At 71.0% G+C, this 16,093-nt stretch carries 11 protein-coding genes and 1 pseudogene; 8 read left to right on the top strand and 4 right to left on the bottom strand.

What is annotated here, in order from left to right:
* The first annotated feature begins 77 nt into the window (after nucleotides 1–77).
* Both FHU34_RS08370 and dusB read left to right on the top strand, forming a co-directional pair.
* A complete protein-coding gene (locus FHU34_RS08370) occupies nucleotides 78–1,457 on the top strand; it encodes a glycine--tRNA ligase (RefSeq protein ID WP_145779441.1) in 1,380 nt (459 codons plus the stop codon).
* A gap of 79 nt (nucleotides 1,458–1,536) precedes the next feature.
* Nucleotides 1,537–2,694 (top strand): tRNA dihydrouridine synthase DusB, encoded by a 1,158-nt coding sequence (dusB, locus tag FHU34_RS08375; RefSeq protein ID WP_145785489.1) that lies wholly within the window; start codon nucleotides 1,537–1,539, stop codon nucleotides 2,692–2,694.
* Between the two features lie 544 nt (nucleotides 2,695–3,238).
* Here dusB and FHU34_RS08380 read toward each other — a convergent pair.
* Both FHU34_RS08380 and FHU34_RS08385 read right to left on the bottom strand, forming a co-directional pair.
* A complete protein-coding gene (locus FHU34_RS08380; RefSeq protein WP_145779442.1) occupies nucleotides 3,239–3,901 on the bottom strand; it encodes a C39 family peptidase in 663 nt (220 codons plus the stop codon).
* 383 nt (nucleotides 3,902–4,284) lie between these two features.
* Nucleotides 4,285–6,051, bottom strand: coding sequence for a beta-N-acetylhexosaminidase (locus FHU34_RS08385; protein WP_145779443.1), 1,767 nt, complete (start codon nucleotides 6,049–6,051; stop codon nucleotides 4,285–4,287).
* Nucleotides 6,052–6,295: 244 nt separating this feature from the next.
* Between FHU34_RS08385 and ppdK the strand changes: the two genes are divergently transcribed.
* The gene (ppdK, locus tag FHU34_RS08390) at nucleotides 6,296–9,004 is read left to right on the top strand and encodes a pyruvate, phosphate dikinase (protein WP_145779444.1); all 2,709 of its coding nucleotides are present in this window, start codon (nucleotides 6,296–6,298) and stop codon (nucleotides 9,002–9,004) included.
* Nucleotides 9,005–9,047: 43 nt separating this feature from the next.
* Here ppdK and FHU34_RS08395 read toward each other — a convergent pair whose 3' ends face one another.
* A complete protein-coding gene (locus FHU34_RS08395) occupies nucleotides 9,048–9,548 on the bottom strand; it encodes a roadblock/LC7 domain-containing protein (RefSeq protein ID WP_145779445.1) in 501 nt (166 codons plus the stop codon).
* Nucleotides 9,549–9,802: 254 nt separating this feature from the next.
* Here FHU34_RS08395 and FHU34_RS08400 point away from each other — a divergent pair, with 254 nt between their 5' ends.
* The 3 genes from FHU34_RS08400 to FHU34_RS08410 are packed head-to-tail and all read left to right on the top strand — an operon-like array spanning nucleotide 9,803 to nucleotide 12,322.
* Complete coding sequence (locus tag FHU34_RS08400; RefSeq protein WP_145779446.1) at nucleotides 9,803–10,150, top strand: VOC family protein; 348 nt, start codon at nucleotides 9,803–9,805, stop codon at nucleotides 10,148–10,150.
* A gap of 42 nt (nucleotides 10,151–10,192) precedes the next feature.
* Entirely contained in the window at nucleotides 10,193–11,458 is a 1,266-nt protein-coding gene (locus FHU34_RS08405) for a deoxyguanosinetriphosphate triphosphohydrolase (protein ID WP_145779447.1), read from the top strand.
* 15 nt (nucleotides 11,459–11,473) lie between these two features.
* Nucleotides 11,474–12,322: a siderophore-interacting protein gene (locus FHU34_RS08410; RefSeq protein WP_145779448.1), complete on the top strand. Its 849-nt coding sequence runs from the start codon at nucleotides 11,474–11,476 to the stop codon at nucleotides 12,320–12,322.
* Nucleotides 12,323–12,329: 7 nt separating this feature from the next.
* On the opposite strand, the gene FHU34_RS08415 is transcribed toward FHU34_RS08410, so the two are convergent.
* A complete protein-coding gene (locus tag FHU34_RS08415; RefSeq protein ID WP_145779449.1) occupies nucleotides 12,330–13,535 on the bottom strand; it encodes a low temperature requirement protein A in 1,206 nt (401 codons plus the stop codon).
* A gap of 113 nt (nucleotides 13,536–13,648) precedes the next feature.
* On the opposite strand from FHU34_RS08415, the pseudogene dnaG reads away from it, so the two are divergent.
* Nucleotides 13,649–15,551 (top strand): annotated as a pseudogene (dnaG, locus tag FHU34_RS08420) (DNA primase).
* Nucleotides 15,552–16,088, top strand: coding sequence for a hypothetical protein (locus FHU34_RS08425; protein ID WP_145779451.1), 537 nt, complete (start codon nucleotides 15,552–15,554; stop codon nucleotides 16,086–16,088). It abuts the pseudogene before it with no gap.
* Nucleotides 16,089–16,093 lie beyond the last annotated feature (5 nt).

Genomic DNA, 16,093 nt, shown 5'->3' on the forward strand with positions numbered 1-16,093 from the left:
GGTCGTACCGTGGTCCCGAACTGACCGTTCCATCCACATCTCGCCCCCGCCGACCGCCAGCCGGCGTAGGAGGAAACATGCCAGCCGACCGTATCGACGCCGTCGTCAGCCTCGCCAAGCGCCGAGGCTTCGTCTTCCCCTCCAGCGAGATCTACGGGGGCACCCGATCGGCGTGGGACTACGGTCCGCTCGGCGTGGAGCTCAAGGAGAACGTCCGCCGGCAGTGGTGGAAGACCATGGTCCAGCAGCGCGACGACGTCGTCGGCCTCGACTCCGCCGTCATCCTGGCCCGCAAGGTGTGGGAGGCGTCCGGCCACATCGCCGAGTTCGTCGACCCGCTCACCGAGTGCCAGTTCTGCCACAAGCGTTTCCGGGCGGACCACCTGGAGGAGGCGTACGCCGAGAAGCACGGCAAGCCGCTGACCTCGCTGTCCGAGCTGAACTGCCCCAACTGCGGCAACAAGGGCACCTTCACCGAGCCGAAGATGTTCAACGGCCTGATGAAGACCTACCTGGGCCCGGTGGAGAGCGACGAGGGTCTGCACTACCTGCGCCCGGAGACCGCGCAGGGCATCTTCGTCAACTACAAGAACGTCGAGACGGTCGCCCGCAAGAAGCCCCCGTTCGGCATCGCGCAGACCGGTAAGTCGTTCCGCAACGAGATCACCCCGGGCAACTTCATCTTCCGTACGCGCGAGTTCGAGCAGATGGAGATGGAGTTCTTCGTCGAGCCGGGCACCGACGAGCAGTGGCACGAGTACTGGCTCCAGGAGCGCTGGAACTGGTACCTCGACCTCGGCCTGTCGGCGGACAACCTGCGCCTCTTCGAGCACCCCAAGGAGAAGCTCTCGCACTACTCGAAGCGGACGGTGGACATCGAGTACCGCTTCCAGTTCGGCGGCACCGAGTTCGCCGAGCTGGAGGGCATCGCCAACCGCACCGACTTCGACCTCTCCACGCACAGCAAGCACTCGGGCGTCGACCTGTCGTACTTCGACCAGACCAAGAGTGAGCGCTGGATGCCGTACGTCATCGAGCCGGCCGCGGGCCTGACCCGCGCCGTGCTGGCCTTCCTGCTGGAGGCGTACGACGAGGACGAGGCGCCCAACACCAAGGGCGGCGTGGACAAGCGCACCGTGATGCGGTTCGACCCGCGGCTCGCCCCGGTCAAGGTGGCGGTGCTGCCGCTGTCCCGCAACGAGGCGCTGTCGCCGAAGGCCAAGGACCTCGCGACGCTGCTGCGCAAGCGCTGGGTGGTGGAGTTCGACGACTCGCAGGCGATCGGCCGCCGCTACCGTCGGCAGGACGAGATCGGCACCCCGTTCTGCGTGACCGTCGACTTCGACACGCTGGACGACAACGCCGTGACGGTGCGCAACCGGGACACCATGGCCCAGGAGCGGGTCTCCCTGGACCAGGTCGAGCGTTACCTGATCGAGCGCCTTCCGGGCTGCTGAGACGCTGCGCACGGGGCCTCGGCCGACGCGATGAGCGCCGGTCGGGGCCCCGTACACTTGTGCGGTGACTGCCTCGACCATGCCCGTGCTGCGGCCGTTGACTCTCGGGCCGTACCAGGTGTGGCCGCCGGTGGTGCTCGCCCCGATGGCCGGGATCACCAACGTCGGGTTCCGCCGGCTCTGCCGGGAGCAGGGCGGCGGCATCTACGTCTGCGAGATGATCACCACGCGTGCGCTGGTCGAGCGCAACCCGAAGACGCTGCGCATGATCGCTTTCGGCGACGACGAGAAGCCGCGCAGCCTCCAGCTCTACGGCACCGACCCGGAGATCACCGCAGCCGCCGTCCGGATCGTGGTCGAGCGCAACCTGGCCGACCACATCGACCTCAACTTCGGCTGCCCGGTCCCGAAGGTCACCCGGCGCGGCGGCGGTGCGGCGTTGCCGTGGCGGCGTCGGCTCTTCGCCCGACTGGTGCGGGCCGCTGTGGATGCCGCGGCACCGTCCGGCGTGCCGGTCACGGTCAAGATGCGCAAGGGCATCGACGACGACCACCTGACGTACGTCGAGGCGGGGCTCGCTGCCCAGGAGGCTGGCGTGGCCGCGGTGGCCCTGCACGGGCGGACCGCGTCGCAGCGCTACTCGGGCACCGCCGACTGGGACGCGATCGCCACCCTGAAGCAGGCCCTCGACGTGCCGGTGCTCGGCAACGGTGACATCTGGGAGGCCGACGACGCGCTGCGGATGGTCGCCCACACCGGTGTGGACGGCGTGGTCGTCGGTCGCGGCTGCCTGGGTCGGCCCTGGCTCTTCGCCGACCTGGAGGCCGCCTTCAACGGCCGGCCGGAACGGCGACTGCCCACCCTCGGCGAGGTGGCGGCGACCATGCGCCGGCACGCGGAGTTGCTGGTGGACCAGTTCGTGGCCGGTGCCCGCAACCCGGCCAGAGGCGAACGCGACGGCTGCACCGACTTCCGCAAGCACGTCGCCTGGTACCTCAAGGGTTTCCCGGTCGGCGGCGAACTCCGGCGCTCACTGGCGATGATCGAGAGCCTGGCCCAGCTCGACGACCTGCTCGGCAAGCTCGACCCGACGGAGCCGTTCCCGGTGACCGCCCTGGGCCAGCCGCGCGGGCGTACCAACTCGCCGGGCAAGGTCGCCCTGCCGGACGGTTGGCTGGCCAGCCGGGACGACGACACCGTCCCCGAGGGCGCCGAGATGGATGACTCCGGCGGCTGAGCCCCGGGCCCTCGTGGGGGTCGCCGCCGTCGGCCTCTTTCGCAGCGTGCCGACCCGGTTCCGGTCGGAAGCAGGAGTCGGATGTACGGGTGCGGCACGCTATCGAGCTGATGTCGTAAACGAGTCATGACCTCAGCTCGGAGTGCGCCGCCCGCCGCTGCCTCCGCCCGCCGCTGCCTCCGCCCGCCGCTGCCTCCGTGCGGCGCTGCCTCCGTGCGGCGCCACCACCGCGATGCCCCGCGGATGCCGTTGCGACGCTGATTCGTCTACGACATCAGCTCCAAAGGACCCGTGACACAACCAGCGGACCCGCGCTGGTTGCTCGTCGCCGAGATCCGCGCAACATCGGGGAGGTTGGTGTTTCCTGCGTGTTGGAGGCAGCACCATCGCCGATGTCGTGAGGATCTTGGGCGCGGGGCGCGGGGCGCGGGGCGCGGGGCGCGGGGCGCGGGGCGCGGGGCGCGGGGCGCGGGGCGCGGGGCGCGGGGCATGCCGAAGGGCCGGACCCCGTGGTGGGGTCCGGCCCTTCGGCGTTGGGTGGTGCTCAGCTGGCGGCGTAGCCGCGGGTGGCGATCCAGTCCGCGAGGTGCTCGACGGTGACCTCGTAGGAGGCGGTGTTCGGGTCGGCGGAGTCGGCGATCTTGACGATGTTGCCGTTGTCGCGGTAGCCGACGACGCTGATGTAGTGACCACCCTCGAAGGAGTGGATACCACCGTCGGTGTCAGTGGTGGTGCCGGCGATGTTGGCGACCACTGCCCGGCCGTCGTCGACGGTCTTGACGACGTCGGCGCGCAGCTTGTCGGTCTGCTTGTCGTCGGCCTTCGGGGTGCTGATCTCGACGGAGTGGTAGGCGTCGTTCTTGCCGGTCTCCTTGTTCAGCACCGGGGTGATGTCGTTGATGGAGTTGGTACCGGCCTCGGTGGTGCCCATCTCCTTGGCCATGGCGTCCACGCTGATGTCCTTGCCCTGCACGGACAGGGCGTTACGGGCGGCGGCGGGGCCGCAGTAGTAGAAGTTCGGCTGGGCTTCGTAGCGCACACCCAGCTGACGCTCGCCGTGGCCCTTGCGGTCGGTCTGCGCCTGCGACGCCGGCTTGCTGGTGTTCGGGGCGGCGAAGGCGGTGGTGACGGGTCCGGCGATGGCGCCACCGGTGAACGCGAGGCCAGCGGCGGTCAGAGCGGTCTTACGAATCAGATCGGTACGCATAATGGCGTGCTCCTCTGCTTCATCGGGGGATACCGCACGACTCACGGGGGACGGCCATGCGGGGAAAGTGCAGTGCCCGGCGGCCCATGGGCCGGCGTCGGGACAGATCACAACGGTCCGGGGCGGCGGATCATTCCGCCGGGCTCCTCGGCCCGTGCTGTTCGGCTGTGCGGGGGATGTAACCGGGGCGGCCTGGCCGGTGTTCCCGGCGGCTGCCCCGCACCGACGACCAACAGTCGCGGTGGCGTGCCAGGTATAACGACCCCGGCCGGCCGACGATTCCGCCACCCGGGTGGCCCCGGCCACGGGGCGTTACGCCCGATAACGGACATCCGGCGTGGGGTGACCCACGCCGGGCCGGCGATGTGGGGTGACCTGGTGCGCTATGTCGGGTTGACGCCCTCTCGGGTCGCGTCGCCCTGGTTGGGGACGGCCGGGTCGCGCTGTGCGGGGATGGTCGGTCCGCTCGGCCAGGGGATCTCGGGCGCGCGGTGGAAGGCGATCCCGGCGGCGTCCCACCGTGGGCCGTGGCCGGCCAGGCGGTCGCGGAAACCGGCCCAGTCGTGGGTCTCCCGGGGCGACCAGCCCAGCTCGGCGATGGCGGGGAGTCGGGGGAGGAGCAGGAACTCGATGTCGGCCAGTGAGGTGACCGACTCGGTCCAGAGCGGGGCCTCCACACCGATGACCGCCGTGGAGGGCACCTCGGCGACGTGCGTGCCCGGATCCCAGTCGTACGCCTTCCGCACGTCGATCAGGCCGGCCCAGTCGTGCCCGATCGGGGTGTCCGGGGCGTACTTCATGTCCAGGTAGGCGTGGTTTCCGGGGGAGACAATCAGTCGGGCGCCCTGGCGTACGGCCTCGACCGTGGTGGGGTCTTCGCCGTTCGTGCCCCACCACTGCAGGACCCGCCCGTCGACGTGGGCGGCCGGCGCGAGCTGGTGCCAGCCGACGACGGTCTTGCCGAGGCCGGCGACGATGCGTTGGACCCGCTCGACGAAACCGGTGTAGACCTCGCCCTTCACCTTGAACGCCTCGTCGCCGCCGATGTGCAGCCAGGGCCCGGGTGTGATCGCGGCCAGTTCGCCCAGCACGTCCGCGATGAAGTCGTACGTCTGGTCGTCGGCCGGGTCGACGTAGCTGAAACCCACCTCGGTGCCGGTGTACGGCTGCGGTGCGATCTTGTCCGGTGCCAGCTCCGGGTAGGCGACCAGCGCCGAGTTGGTGTGCCCGGGGAGGTCGATCTCCGGGACGACGGTGATGTGCCGGGCGGCGGCGTAGGAGACGATCCGCGTGTAGTCGGCCTTCGTGTAGAACCCGCCGGGACCTCCACCGACAGCGGTCGCCCCGCCGACGGTGGTCAGCTTCGGCCAGGAGTCGACGGCGATCCGCCAGCCCTGGTCGTCGGTGAGGTGCAGGTGCAGGTGGTTGAGCTTGTAACGGGCCAGGTGGTCGACCACCCGCAGGACGTCCTCGACGGCGAAGAAGTGCCGGGCGACGTCGAGCATCGCCCCCCGGTACGGGAACCGGGGCACGTCGGTGATGGTGCCGCCGGGCAGCGTCCACCGTTCGGTGTCCGGGGTCGGGCTCTCGATGGTCGCCGGCAGCAGTTGGCGCAGCGTCTGTACGCCGTGGAAGAGGCCGGCGGCGGTGACGGCGGTGACGCGTACCCCATTGGTGGTGACGTCGAGTCGGTAGCCCTCCGCGCCCAGGTCGGCGGTGGTCTCGTCGAGCACCAGCGCGATGCCGTCGACGGGTGCCGGCGCGGCGGCGTCGGTGACCGGCAGCGGGTAACCGGTGGCCGGGCGCAGCAGCCCGGCGAGCTGTTCGGCGACCGCCAGCGCGGCGGGGTCGGAGCTGGCCACGATGACCGCTTCGGCCGGCAGCGTCCAGTCTGCGGTCGGGTCCGGCTGGACCTGCTGGGGGGCGGGAACGACGTCGGCCAACCGGTGCGGGGCCGCCGGGGCGAGCAAGGTGCCCGCGGCCTGCTCGGCTGCGCGTGCCAGCGTTGCCGCGCCCGGCTCCTCCGCCGACAGCGGCGCGGGGGTGGTGGCGGGGCCGGGGGAGGGGATGGTCGACACGGCGGCGACTCCGGGGGTGTATTCGCGTCGGTTATGGCAAAAGTGAGGTTCACCGGTTGGCGTGCCATCCAGCGTACGACGCTCGGTCGGGATGCGTGTTGGTGCGCATGGAAGCGTTCCCAGAAAAGGGTACGAACACGGATAGTCGTGATGGCTGTGCCAATTGTCACCGAACGGTCCCAGGTTGCTCGATGTTCGCTTAACCTTCGCCCACCGATCGACGTCGACCCCGGGATTACCGGCGGTCCGTCCCGGGGAAGAAGAAAACTGAACCTTCGTTAAGTGTCAATCCGGCGCGTGTGTTGTGGAGGCTCTGGTGGCAGCGCAAGAGACCGTCGATCACAAGTACGTCTACGACTTCTCCGAGGGCAACAAGGATCTCAAGGACCTGCTCGGGGGCAAGGGCGCCAACCTCGCCGAGATGACCAACCTCGGCCTGCCCGTTCCGCCGGGCTTCACCATCACCACCGAGGCCTGCCAGGCGTACCTCGCCACGGGACAGGAGCCGGACGGGCTCGCCGGGCAGATCGAGGCGCACCTGGAGTCGCTGGAGCGCGCGATGGGCAAGCGCCTCGGCGACCCGCAGGACCCCCTGCTGGTGTCGGTCCGCTCCGGCGCCAAGTTCTCCATGCCCGGCATGATGGAGACCGTCCTCAACGTCGGTCTCAACGACCAGAGCGTGGTCGGCCTCTCCGCGCAGGCCGGCGGCAACGACAGATTCGCCTGGGACTCCTACCGCCGCCTCATCCAGATGTTCGGCAAGACCGTCTGCGAGGTGCCGGGCGAGGAGTTCGAGCACGCGCTGGACGAGATCAAGAACGCCAAGGGCACCCACAACGACCTGGACCTGGACGCCGACGACCTGCGTGGGCTGGTCGACGCGTACAAGAAGATCTTCTTGAAGCACACCGGTCGGGAGTTCCCGCAGCAGCCGCGCGAACAGCTCGACCTCGCCATCCGGGCGGTCTTCGAGTCGTGGAACGCCGAGCGCGCCGTGCTCTACCGTCGCCAGGAGCGGATCCCGGCCGACCTCGGTACCGCTGTCAACGTGGTGACGATGGTCTTCGGCAACCTTGGCCCGGACTCCGGCACCGGTGTGGCGTTCACCCGGGACCCGGCCAGTGGCGCGCAGGGCATCTACGGCGACTACCTGGCCAACGCCCAGGGCGAGGACGTCGTCGCGGGCATCCGCAACACAGTGCCGCTCCAGGAGTTGGAACAGCTCGACAAGGCCTCCTACGACGAGCTGCTCGGCATCATGGCCCGGCTGGAGGAGCACTACAAGGACCTCTGTGACATCGAGTTCACCATCGAACGCGGCAAGCTCTGGATGCTGCAGACCCGGGTCGGCAAGCGCACCGCCGCCGCCGCGTTCGTCATCGCCGGCCAACTCGTCGACGAGGGTCTGATCGACCTGGACGAGGCGCTGCACCGGGTCAACGGCGCGCAGCTCGCCCAGCTGATGTTCCCCCGCTTCCAGCTCGACCACGAGTTCGAGCCGGTCGCCAAGGGCATCGGGGCCTCGCCCGGCGCGGCGTCCGGAACTGTCGTCTTCACCTCGGCGCGGGCCGTCGAGCTGGCCGCCGAGGGAAAGTCGGTGATCCTGGTCCGCCGGGAGACCAACCCCGACGACCTGAACGGCATGATCGCCGCGAAGGGCATCCTCACCTCGCGAGGCGGCAAGACCAGTCACGCCGCGGTGGTGGCCCGGGGCATGGGCAAGACCTGCGTCTCCGGTGCCGACGAGATCGAGGTGAACGTCCCGGCGAAGCGCTTCGTCGTGGCCGGGCAGACCGTCAACGAGGGCGACGTCGTGTCCATCGACGGCACCACGGGCAAGGTCTACCTGGGCGAGGTGCCGGTCATGCCGTCGGAGGTGGTGCAGTACTTCGAGGGCAGCCTCGACCCCGAGCACATCGACAACGCCCTGGTCCGGGCCGTACACCGGATCATGACGCACGCCGACGGCAGGCGGCGGCTCGCGGTCCGCACGAACGCCGACACCGGCGCGGACGCCGCCCGGGCCCGGCGCTTCGGTGCCGAGGGCATCGGGCTGTGCCGCACCGAGCACATGTTCCTCGGCGATCGGCGGGAGCTGGTCGAGCGCCTGATCCTGGCCCGCGCCGCGGACGAGCGGGAGGCGGCGTTGGAGGCACTGCTGCCGTTGCAGCGGGCCGACTTCGTGGAGATCTTCCGCGAGATGGACGGGCTGCCGGTCACCGTCCGGCTGATCGACCCGCCGCTGCACGAGTTCCTGCCGCCGCTGGAGCAGCTCGCCGTGAACGTGGCGGTCGCCCAGGAGCGTGGCGAGGACGTGGCCAAGGAGGAGGCGCTGCTCGCCGCCGTTCGGCGGATGCACGAGGAGAACCCGATGCTCGGGCTGCGGGGTGTCCGCCTCGGCCTGGTCATCCCCGGCCTGTTCGCGATGCAGGTCCGGGCCATCGTCGAGGCCGCGGTCGAGTGCGCCCAACGCGGCGGCGACCCCAAGCCGGAAATCATGGTTCCGCTTGTCGGCGCGGTGCAGGAGCTGGAGACGGTACGCGCCGAGGCCGAGAAGATCATCGAGGAGGTGACCCGGGAGAAGGCGGTCGAGGTGCTGATCGGCACCATGATCGAGGTGCCCCGGGCGGCGCTGACCGCCGGCCAGATCGCTGAGGCCGCCGAATTCTTCTCCTTCGGCACCAACGACCTGACCCAGATGGGCTGGGGCTTCTCCCGCGACGACGTCGAGGGTGCGTTCTTCTGGCGCTACCTGGAGTTGGGCATCTTCGGCATCTCGCCGTTCGAGTCGATCGACCGCGACGGCGTTGGCCGGCTGGTGCGCATCGCCTCCGAGGAGGGTCGGGCTGCCCGGCCCGGCCTGAAGCTCGGCGTCTGCGGTGAGCACGGCGGCGACCCGGACTCGGTGCACTTCTTCCACGAGGTCGGCCTGGACTACGTGTCCTGCTCGCCGTTCCGGGTGCCGGTGGCCCGGTTGGAGGCCGGCCGGGCGGTGGTGGAGACCGGCGGGTCGGACAGCCGCTGACGCCGATCGGTGGCGGACCGGACGATCGGTCCGCCACCGGCCCTCAGATCGGCGGGCGACGCCAGGTGGGTCGGGACGGACGACGCAACTGCGCCGGCAGGGTCGCCATCGGTGTACGCACGGCCAGCGGCCCGTGTGCCTCCGGAACGGCGGTGGCACCGACACCCCCGCCGCGGCGGTCCATCACCGTGCCGGCCCGACGTGCCACGACGCGGGCCTCCTCGTGCAGCGCTTCGAGATCCTCGCCGGGCGACACGGTGACCAGGGTCAGCAGGGCGGAACGCCCGGCCGGGTAGGTCACCACGCACCCGGTGGTCGTGCGGACGACCGACTCCCGAAACTCACCACATCGGACGGTGTCGGCCACCCGGTGACCGAGCCCGAAGCTGGCCGCGGCGAGAGCGGCGAGGTGGGTGGCGTCGGTGCTGGGCAGGTCGCTGGAGATGAGCAGCCCGTCGGTGCCGGCCAGGACCGTGCCGGTGATCTCGGGTCGACGACGGCGTAGCCCGCGTAGTTCCGTTCCCACCACCGTGTCTGCGTCCACGAGATCTTTCCCCTTACCGGTCGGGAGTCGCATGTCGATCGGCTGGTCACGTTCCGCGCCGGGAACGCTACCGGCAGCCATCTCCGCCCGCGAGCCCATAACCGTCCGCGATCGGATGGCAACTCCAGGCCGATCGGCGGTTGTGGGCCCATCGTCGATGCGTCGTGGGCGGGTCGAGCAGCGGTGGCGGGCGTAATCTTGGCTCGCTCGCACACGGCCGATTGCGGAGGCCGTCGAACGGGAAAGGTGACTGAATGACCAGCGTCTGGGAGAACCTCACCGTCGATGCCCGCGATCCGGCGCGGCTGGCTCGCTGGTGGGCCGAGGCGCTCGGCTACCAGATCGTCACCGAGAGCCCGGACGAGGTGGAGATCCGCCAGTCCCCCGACCGCCTGCCCGGTCTGGTCTTCGTGCCGGTGACCGACGGCAAGGAGCGCAAGAACCGACTGCACCTCGACCTGCGCCCCGCCGACCAGGAGGCCGAGGTCGAGCGGCTGGTCGACATGGGCGCCCGGCACGTCGACATCGGCCAGGGCGACGTCGAGTGGACGGTGCTGGCCGACCCGGAGGGCAACGAGTTCTGCGTCCTGCGTGGGAAGTGAGCCGGTTTTGCGAGCCCCACGGTCGCGAACAGCGGCGGCTGCGTGAGCAGTGAGCCCGCTGCGGCGGATGCCCGGCTGGTCGAGGAGTCGCCCAAGGACACCGGGCACCGCCGCTCACCGTACGAGCGCGACCGCGCCCGGGTCCTGCACTCCGCAGCATTCCGGCGGTTGGCCACCAAGACCCAGGTGCACACCGCCGGCACCGACGACTTCCTGCGTACGCGGCTGACCCACTCGCTCGAGGTGGCCCAGATCGCCCGGGAGATGGGTGCCCGGTTGGGGTGTGACCCGGACGTGGTGGACGTGGCCGGGCTCGCCCACGACCTCGGGCACCCGCCCTTCGGGCACAACGGCGAGGCGGCCCTGGATCTTCTCGCCACGCCGTGCGGCGGGTTCGAGGGCAACGCGCAGACCCTGCGGGTGTTGACCCGTCTGGAGGCGAAGGTGATCGCCCCGGACGGCTCGTCCGCCGGGCTCAACCTGACCAGGGCGTCGCTCGACGCTATCGGCAAGTATCCCTGGCCGCGCCGTCCCGGCGAGCGCAAGTTCGGGGTGTACGCCGACGACGCGGAGGTCTTCGCCTGGATCCGGGACGGCGCGCCCGGCGACCGGCGCTGCCTGGAGGCGCAGGTGATGGACTGGGCCGACGACGTCGCGTACTCGGTGCACGACGTGGAGGACGGCATCCACGGCGGGTACGTGACGCTGCGCCCGTTGCTGACCGACGCCGACGAGCGGGCCGCGCTCTGCGCCGACGTGGCGGGCGCGTACTCGGGGGAGTCCGCCGGCGACCTGGCCGAGGTGCTTGTCGAGTTGCTGGCCGACCCGCTGCTCGCCCCGCTGGCGGGGTACGACGGCAGCCACCGGGCGCAGGTCGCGTTGAAGGCGACCACCAGCGGGGTGACCGGGAGGTTCGTGTCCGCCGCGGTGGCTGCCACGGAGGAGCGCTTCGGGCCCGGGCCGCACCGCCGTTACGCCGCCGACCTGGTGGTGCCCCGGCTGGTCCGGGCGCAGTGTGCCCTGCTCAAGGGCATCGCGCTGCGGTACGTGATGCGCCGGTCCGGCTTCCGGGGTCGCTACGAGCGGCAGCGGACGATGCTGGCCGAGGTGGTCGCCGCGCTGGTCCGGCGCGCGCCGGACGGGCTCGACCCGATCTTCGCGGCGCTGTGGCGAGCGGCCCCGGACGACGCGGCCCGACTGCGGGTGGTGGTCGACCAGGTCGCCTCGCTCACCGACCCGGCGGCGGTGACCTGGCACACCCGCCTCGTTGGCGGAACTGCACCGCCGACTCATGGCGGGGCAGCTTAGGCTAGCCTAACTGGCATGACGGAACGCCCCAGGAACGTCACCACGGCCCGGGTGCTGCGCACCGAGCGGCCCACCCCGCACCTGATCCGGCTCGTCCTCGGTGGGGACGAGCTGACCGGTCTGCCGGTGGGCGAGTTCACCGACCACTACATCAAGGTGGTGTTCCCGCAGGCCGGTGTCGCATACCCGCAGCCGTTGGACCTCGCCGCGATCCGCCGGGACCTTCCCCGCGAGCAGTGGCCCCGGCTGCGCGCCTACACGGTGCGGCGCTGGGATCCGCTGGCGCAGGAGTTGACGGTCGACGTGGTGCACCACGGCGACGAAGGGCTTGCCGGTCCCTGGGCCGCCGCGCTTCGCCCGGGTGATCCCGTGCACTTCGTCGGACCCGGCGGGGCGTACGCGCCGAGTCCGGACGCGGACTGGCACCTGCTGGTCGGCGACGAGAGCGCCCTGCCGGCGATCGCCGCCGCGCTGGAGCGGCTGCCCCTGGGCGCCCCGGCCCACGTCTTCGTGGAGATCGCCGACCCGGAGGAGGAGCAGAAGCTGCTCAGCCCGGGGGCGGTCGAGCTGACCTGGTTGCACCGCGGCGAGCGCCCGGTGGGCGAGGCGCTGGTCGAGGCGGTGCGGGCGTTGGAGTTCCCGGCCGGGCAGGTGCACGCCTTCGTGCACGGTGAGGCGGCCTTCGTCCGGCACCTGCGCCGGCTGCTGCGCGGTGAGCGGGGTGTGCCGCTCGACCGGCTCTCCATCTCCGGTTACTGGCGGCGTGGCATGGACGACGAGGGTTGGCGATCCACCAAGGCGGACTGGAACCGGCAGGTGGCGGCCGAGGAGGAGACGCCCGTCGAGGGGGCCAGGGCCGCCTGAGGGTCGCTCATCCCTCAAGCGTGCGATTGGCCTCGCTGGCCCTGGCGAGTCGACGGCTGAGCAGCACCGCGTACCCGACGACCGCGGCCGCGAGCAGCAACAGCATCAGCCTCGGCTGGTGCACCGTCGTGGTGATCACGCTGACCGACACCACCCCGTAGGCGGCGATCGCCAACCGGGCGGCGCTCGGCCGGGTCCACAGCCAGTACAGGGCCAGGCCGCATGCCGTCCAGACCACCATCGACGCGCCCAGCAGCAGCCGTAACTCCAGCGGGAGGTGGGTCGCGTTGTCGTCCACCAGGCGTACCACCTGCCCCAGTGCCCAACCGAGCAGCAGCAGCGCGCCACCGAGCGGGATGTGCAGGTAGCTGTACGCCTGCCCCCCGCGGAGCCGACTCTGGAGCAGGCGGGTGGTGACGAACGTGGTGTAGACCCACCAGACTGCTGCCGGGATCAGGAACGCCGTCGCGGCGGTGAGGATCATGTGTGGCGGGGGGTGGTCCGGCACGGCGAAGAGCAGGCTGGCCAGCGCGCTACCCAGCACGATGATGGTGAACTGCCCGATCCGTTCCGGCAGGTGCCTGTTGTCCACCGGCCAGTTGTTGAGCCAACGCACACCGACCCAGGGTGTGGCCAGTTCGATGACCATCGCGACGACCCACAGGACCGGGCGCAGCTCGGTGGGAGCTGGCAGCGACGCCAACCAGATCAGCCAGCCCGACCCGAAGCCGATCAGGTAGACGTTCGTCACCATGCGGGCCATCGGACTGGTCGGCCGGGCCCGCAGGTACAGCAGGAGCAGCACCCCCCGCACGATCAGGTACCCGACCGGCAGGAGCACGCTCTCCGGAACCTCGTCGACGCCGAGCGTCATCGCGCCCGCCCCGACCAGGGCGACGAGCACCAGCAACCGGTGCAGCGCGTCGTCCGGATCGAACCGGGTGTCGTAGTAGACCTGCCCCATCCAGGCCCACTGGATCACCACGAAGAGCCCGATCACGGCCAGCACTGCCGTCGGCGACGGGCTCGGCTCGTCGCCCAGTCGGCGCACCACGGCCGCCAGCGCGTACACGAAGATGAGGTCGAGGAAGAGTTCCAGCCAGGTGGCGTGGCGGTGACCGGCCTCGTCCGCCTGCGGGGCCTGTCCGCCCAACCCCATCCACGCGGCCACCCATCCGGGCAGGTGGGGGGCGGCGGTGCGTACCCTGCGCATCTGGTCATGGTCCCCGGGCGGACACGGCCTGCGGGCCGGAACCGCCCAGCCGGCAGCGGTGGTCGCCACACCGGCGTCCCCCGGCCGCCGTGTCGTCGGTCCGGCAGGGCAGGATGTACGCGGAGGGGGTGGCGTATGGCTGGGCGGATCCGGGACGAGGACATCGCACTGGTCCGGGAACGCACCTCGATCGGGGATGTGATCTCCGAGACCGTCACCCTGAAGTCCGCCGGCGGCGGCAACCTCAAGGGTCTGTGCCCGTTCCACGACGAGAAGAGCCCGTCGTTCAACGTCTCGCCGGCCCGCAACGTCTGGTACTGCTTCGGCTGCGGGGCCGGCGGCGACGCGATCAAGTTCCTGATGGACGCCGACCACCTCAGCTTCGTGGAGTCCGTCGAGCGGCTGGCCGGCCGCGCCGGCATCCAACTGCGCTACATCGAGGACGACAAGGGCACCCCGCGCCCGCGACCGCAGCAGGGCCAGCGTCAGCGCCTGGTCGCCGCGCACGCCGCGGCGGTCGAGTTCTACCGGGCGCAGCTCGGCACGGCTGGCGCTCGACCGGCACGGGAGTTCCTGGCCAAGCGCGGGTTCGACCGGGCCGCCGCCGAGCGTTACGGCTGCGGCTTCGCGCCGGACGGCTGGGACCTGCTCACCAAGCACCTGCGCCAGCAGGGTTTCACCCACCAGGAGCTGGTCACGGCCGGGCTGTCCCGGGAGGCCCGTTCCGGCAGCCTGATCGACAGGTTCCGCCGCCGGCTGCTCTGGCCCATCCGCGACCTCGCCGGCGACGTGATCGGCTTCGGCGCCCGCAAACTCTTCGACGACGACGACGGCCCGAAGTACCTGAATACCCCCGAGACGCCGATCTACAAGAAGTCGCAGGTGCTCTACGGCGTCGACCAGGCCAAACGGGAGATCGCCAAGCAGGGGCGGGCGGTGATCGTCGAGGGTTACACCGACGTGATGGCCTGCCACCTGGCCGGGGTGACCACTGCTGTGGCGACCTGTGGCACCGCCTTCGCCGCGGACCACATCGCTGTTCTGCGCCGCCTCCTGTTCGACAGCGACGAGGTGGCCGGCGAGATCATCTTCACCTTCGACGGTGACGCCGCCGGCCAGAAGGCGGCACTGCGCGCCTTCGAGGACGACCAGCGTTTCGTCGGCCGCACGTTCATCGCCGTCAGCCCGGACAACATGGACCCGTGCGACCTGCGGCTGGCCAAGGGTGACCTGGCGGTACGGGACCTGGTCGCACGCCGCGAGCCGCTCGTCGACTTCGCGCTGCGACACGTGATCGGCCGCTTCGACCTGGACACCGTCGACGGCCGGGTCGAGGCCATGCGGCACGCCGCGCCGCTGGTCGCGCGCCTCAAGGACCGGGAGAAGCGCCCGGAGTACGTCCGCAAGCTCGCCATGGACCTCGGCATGGAGATCGAGCCGGTGCAGCGGGCGGTGCTCGCCGCCGCCAACACCCCGCCGTCCGGCGCCCGCGACGCCGCACCCGCCGGCCGCCCCGCACAGGCCCGCCCCGAGCCGGCGGTGGACAGCCCTCAGTCGATGGTCGAGCGGGAGGCGCTGAAGCTCGCTCTCCAACAGCCGGTCCTGGCCGGGCCGATGTTCGACGCGGTCGAGGCGTCGGAATACCGCCACCCCGTGCACATCGCGGTGCGTACGGCCATCGCGGCTGCCGGTGGTGCCGCGTCGGCGACCGGCGGCGCGGTCTGGATCGAGTCGGTCCGCGACGCCTGCGACGACCTGGCGGCGGCGGCGCTGGTCGGCGAGTTGGCGGTGGAGCCGCTGCGCATCGACGGGGAGCCGGACCCACGCTACGTGTCGATCACCATGGCGCGGGTGCAGTTCGGGTCGGTGACCGCCCGGATCCGGGACCTCAAGTCGCGCATCCAGCGGATCAACCCGGTCAACAACAAGGACGAGTACTTCGCGGCCTTCGGTGAGCTGCTGTCCCTGGAGCAGCACGCCCGGGCGCTCCGCGAGCAGGCTGCGGGAGGCCTCTAGATGGGACTGTTCAGCCGCAAGCCGAAACTGCCACCGGCCGACCGGCCCCCACTGGCCGCCGACGAGCGCGTGCTGGCCTGGGCGGCGGTCGGCAACGGCGAGGGCGACGGCGTGGTGGTCGCCACCAACCTCGGGCTGTGGCTGCCCGGGCGGGGGCACCGGCTGGGTTGGCACGACATCCTCAAGGCCGTCTGGTCCGGCCGGGAGCTGACAGTCACACCCGCCGAGACCGTCATCGAACGCGACGGCTACACAGTGGTGGCCGACGGCCCGGCCGAGACGTACTTCCTCCTCGACCCGCGTGAGCTGCCACACCAGGTGCGGGCGCGGGTGACCCGCTCGGTCGCGTACACCGAGCACCAGCCGGTGCCCGGCGGCGCGGCGCGGGTCGCGGCCCGTCGGACGGCCGGGGCCGACGGTCTGACCTGGACGGTCCGACTCGACCCCGGCACACCGGCAGGCGACGAGACAGTGCTCGCCGAGACCGACCGCCTGGTCGGCGTGGCGCGCGCCGCGACCGCGCCCGCCGACCTCTGACCGGT

The sequence above is a fragment of the Micromonospora taraxaci genome, from assembly GCF_007830095.1.
GTDB classification, from domain to species: domain Bacteria; phylum Actinomycetota; class Actinomycetes; order Mycobacteriales; family Micromonosporaceae; genus Micromonospora; species Micromonospora taraxaci.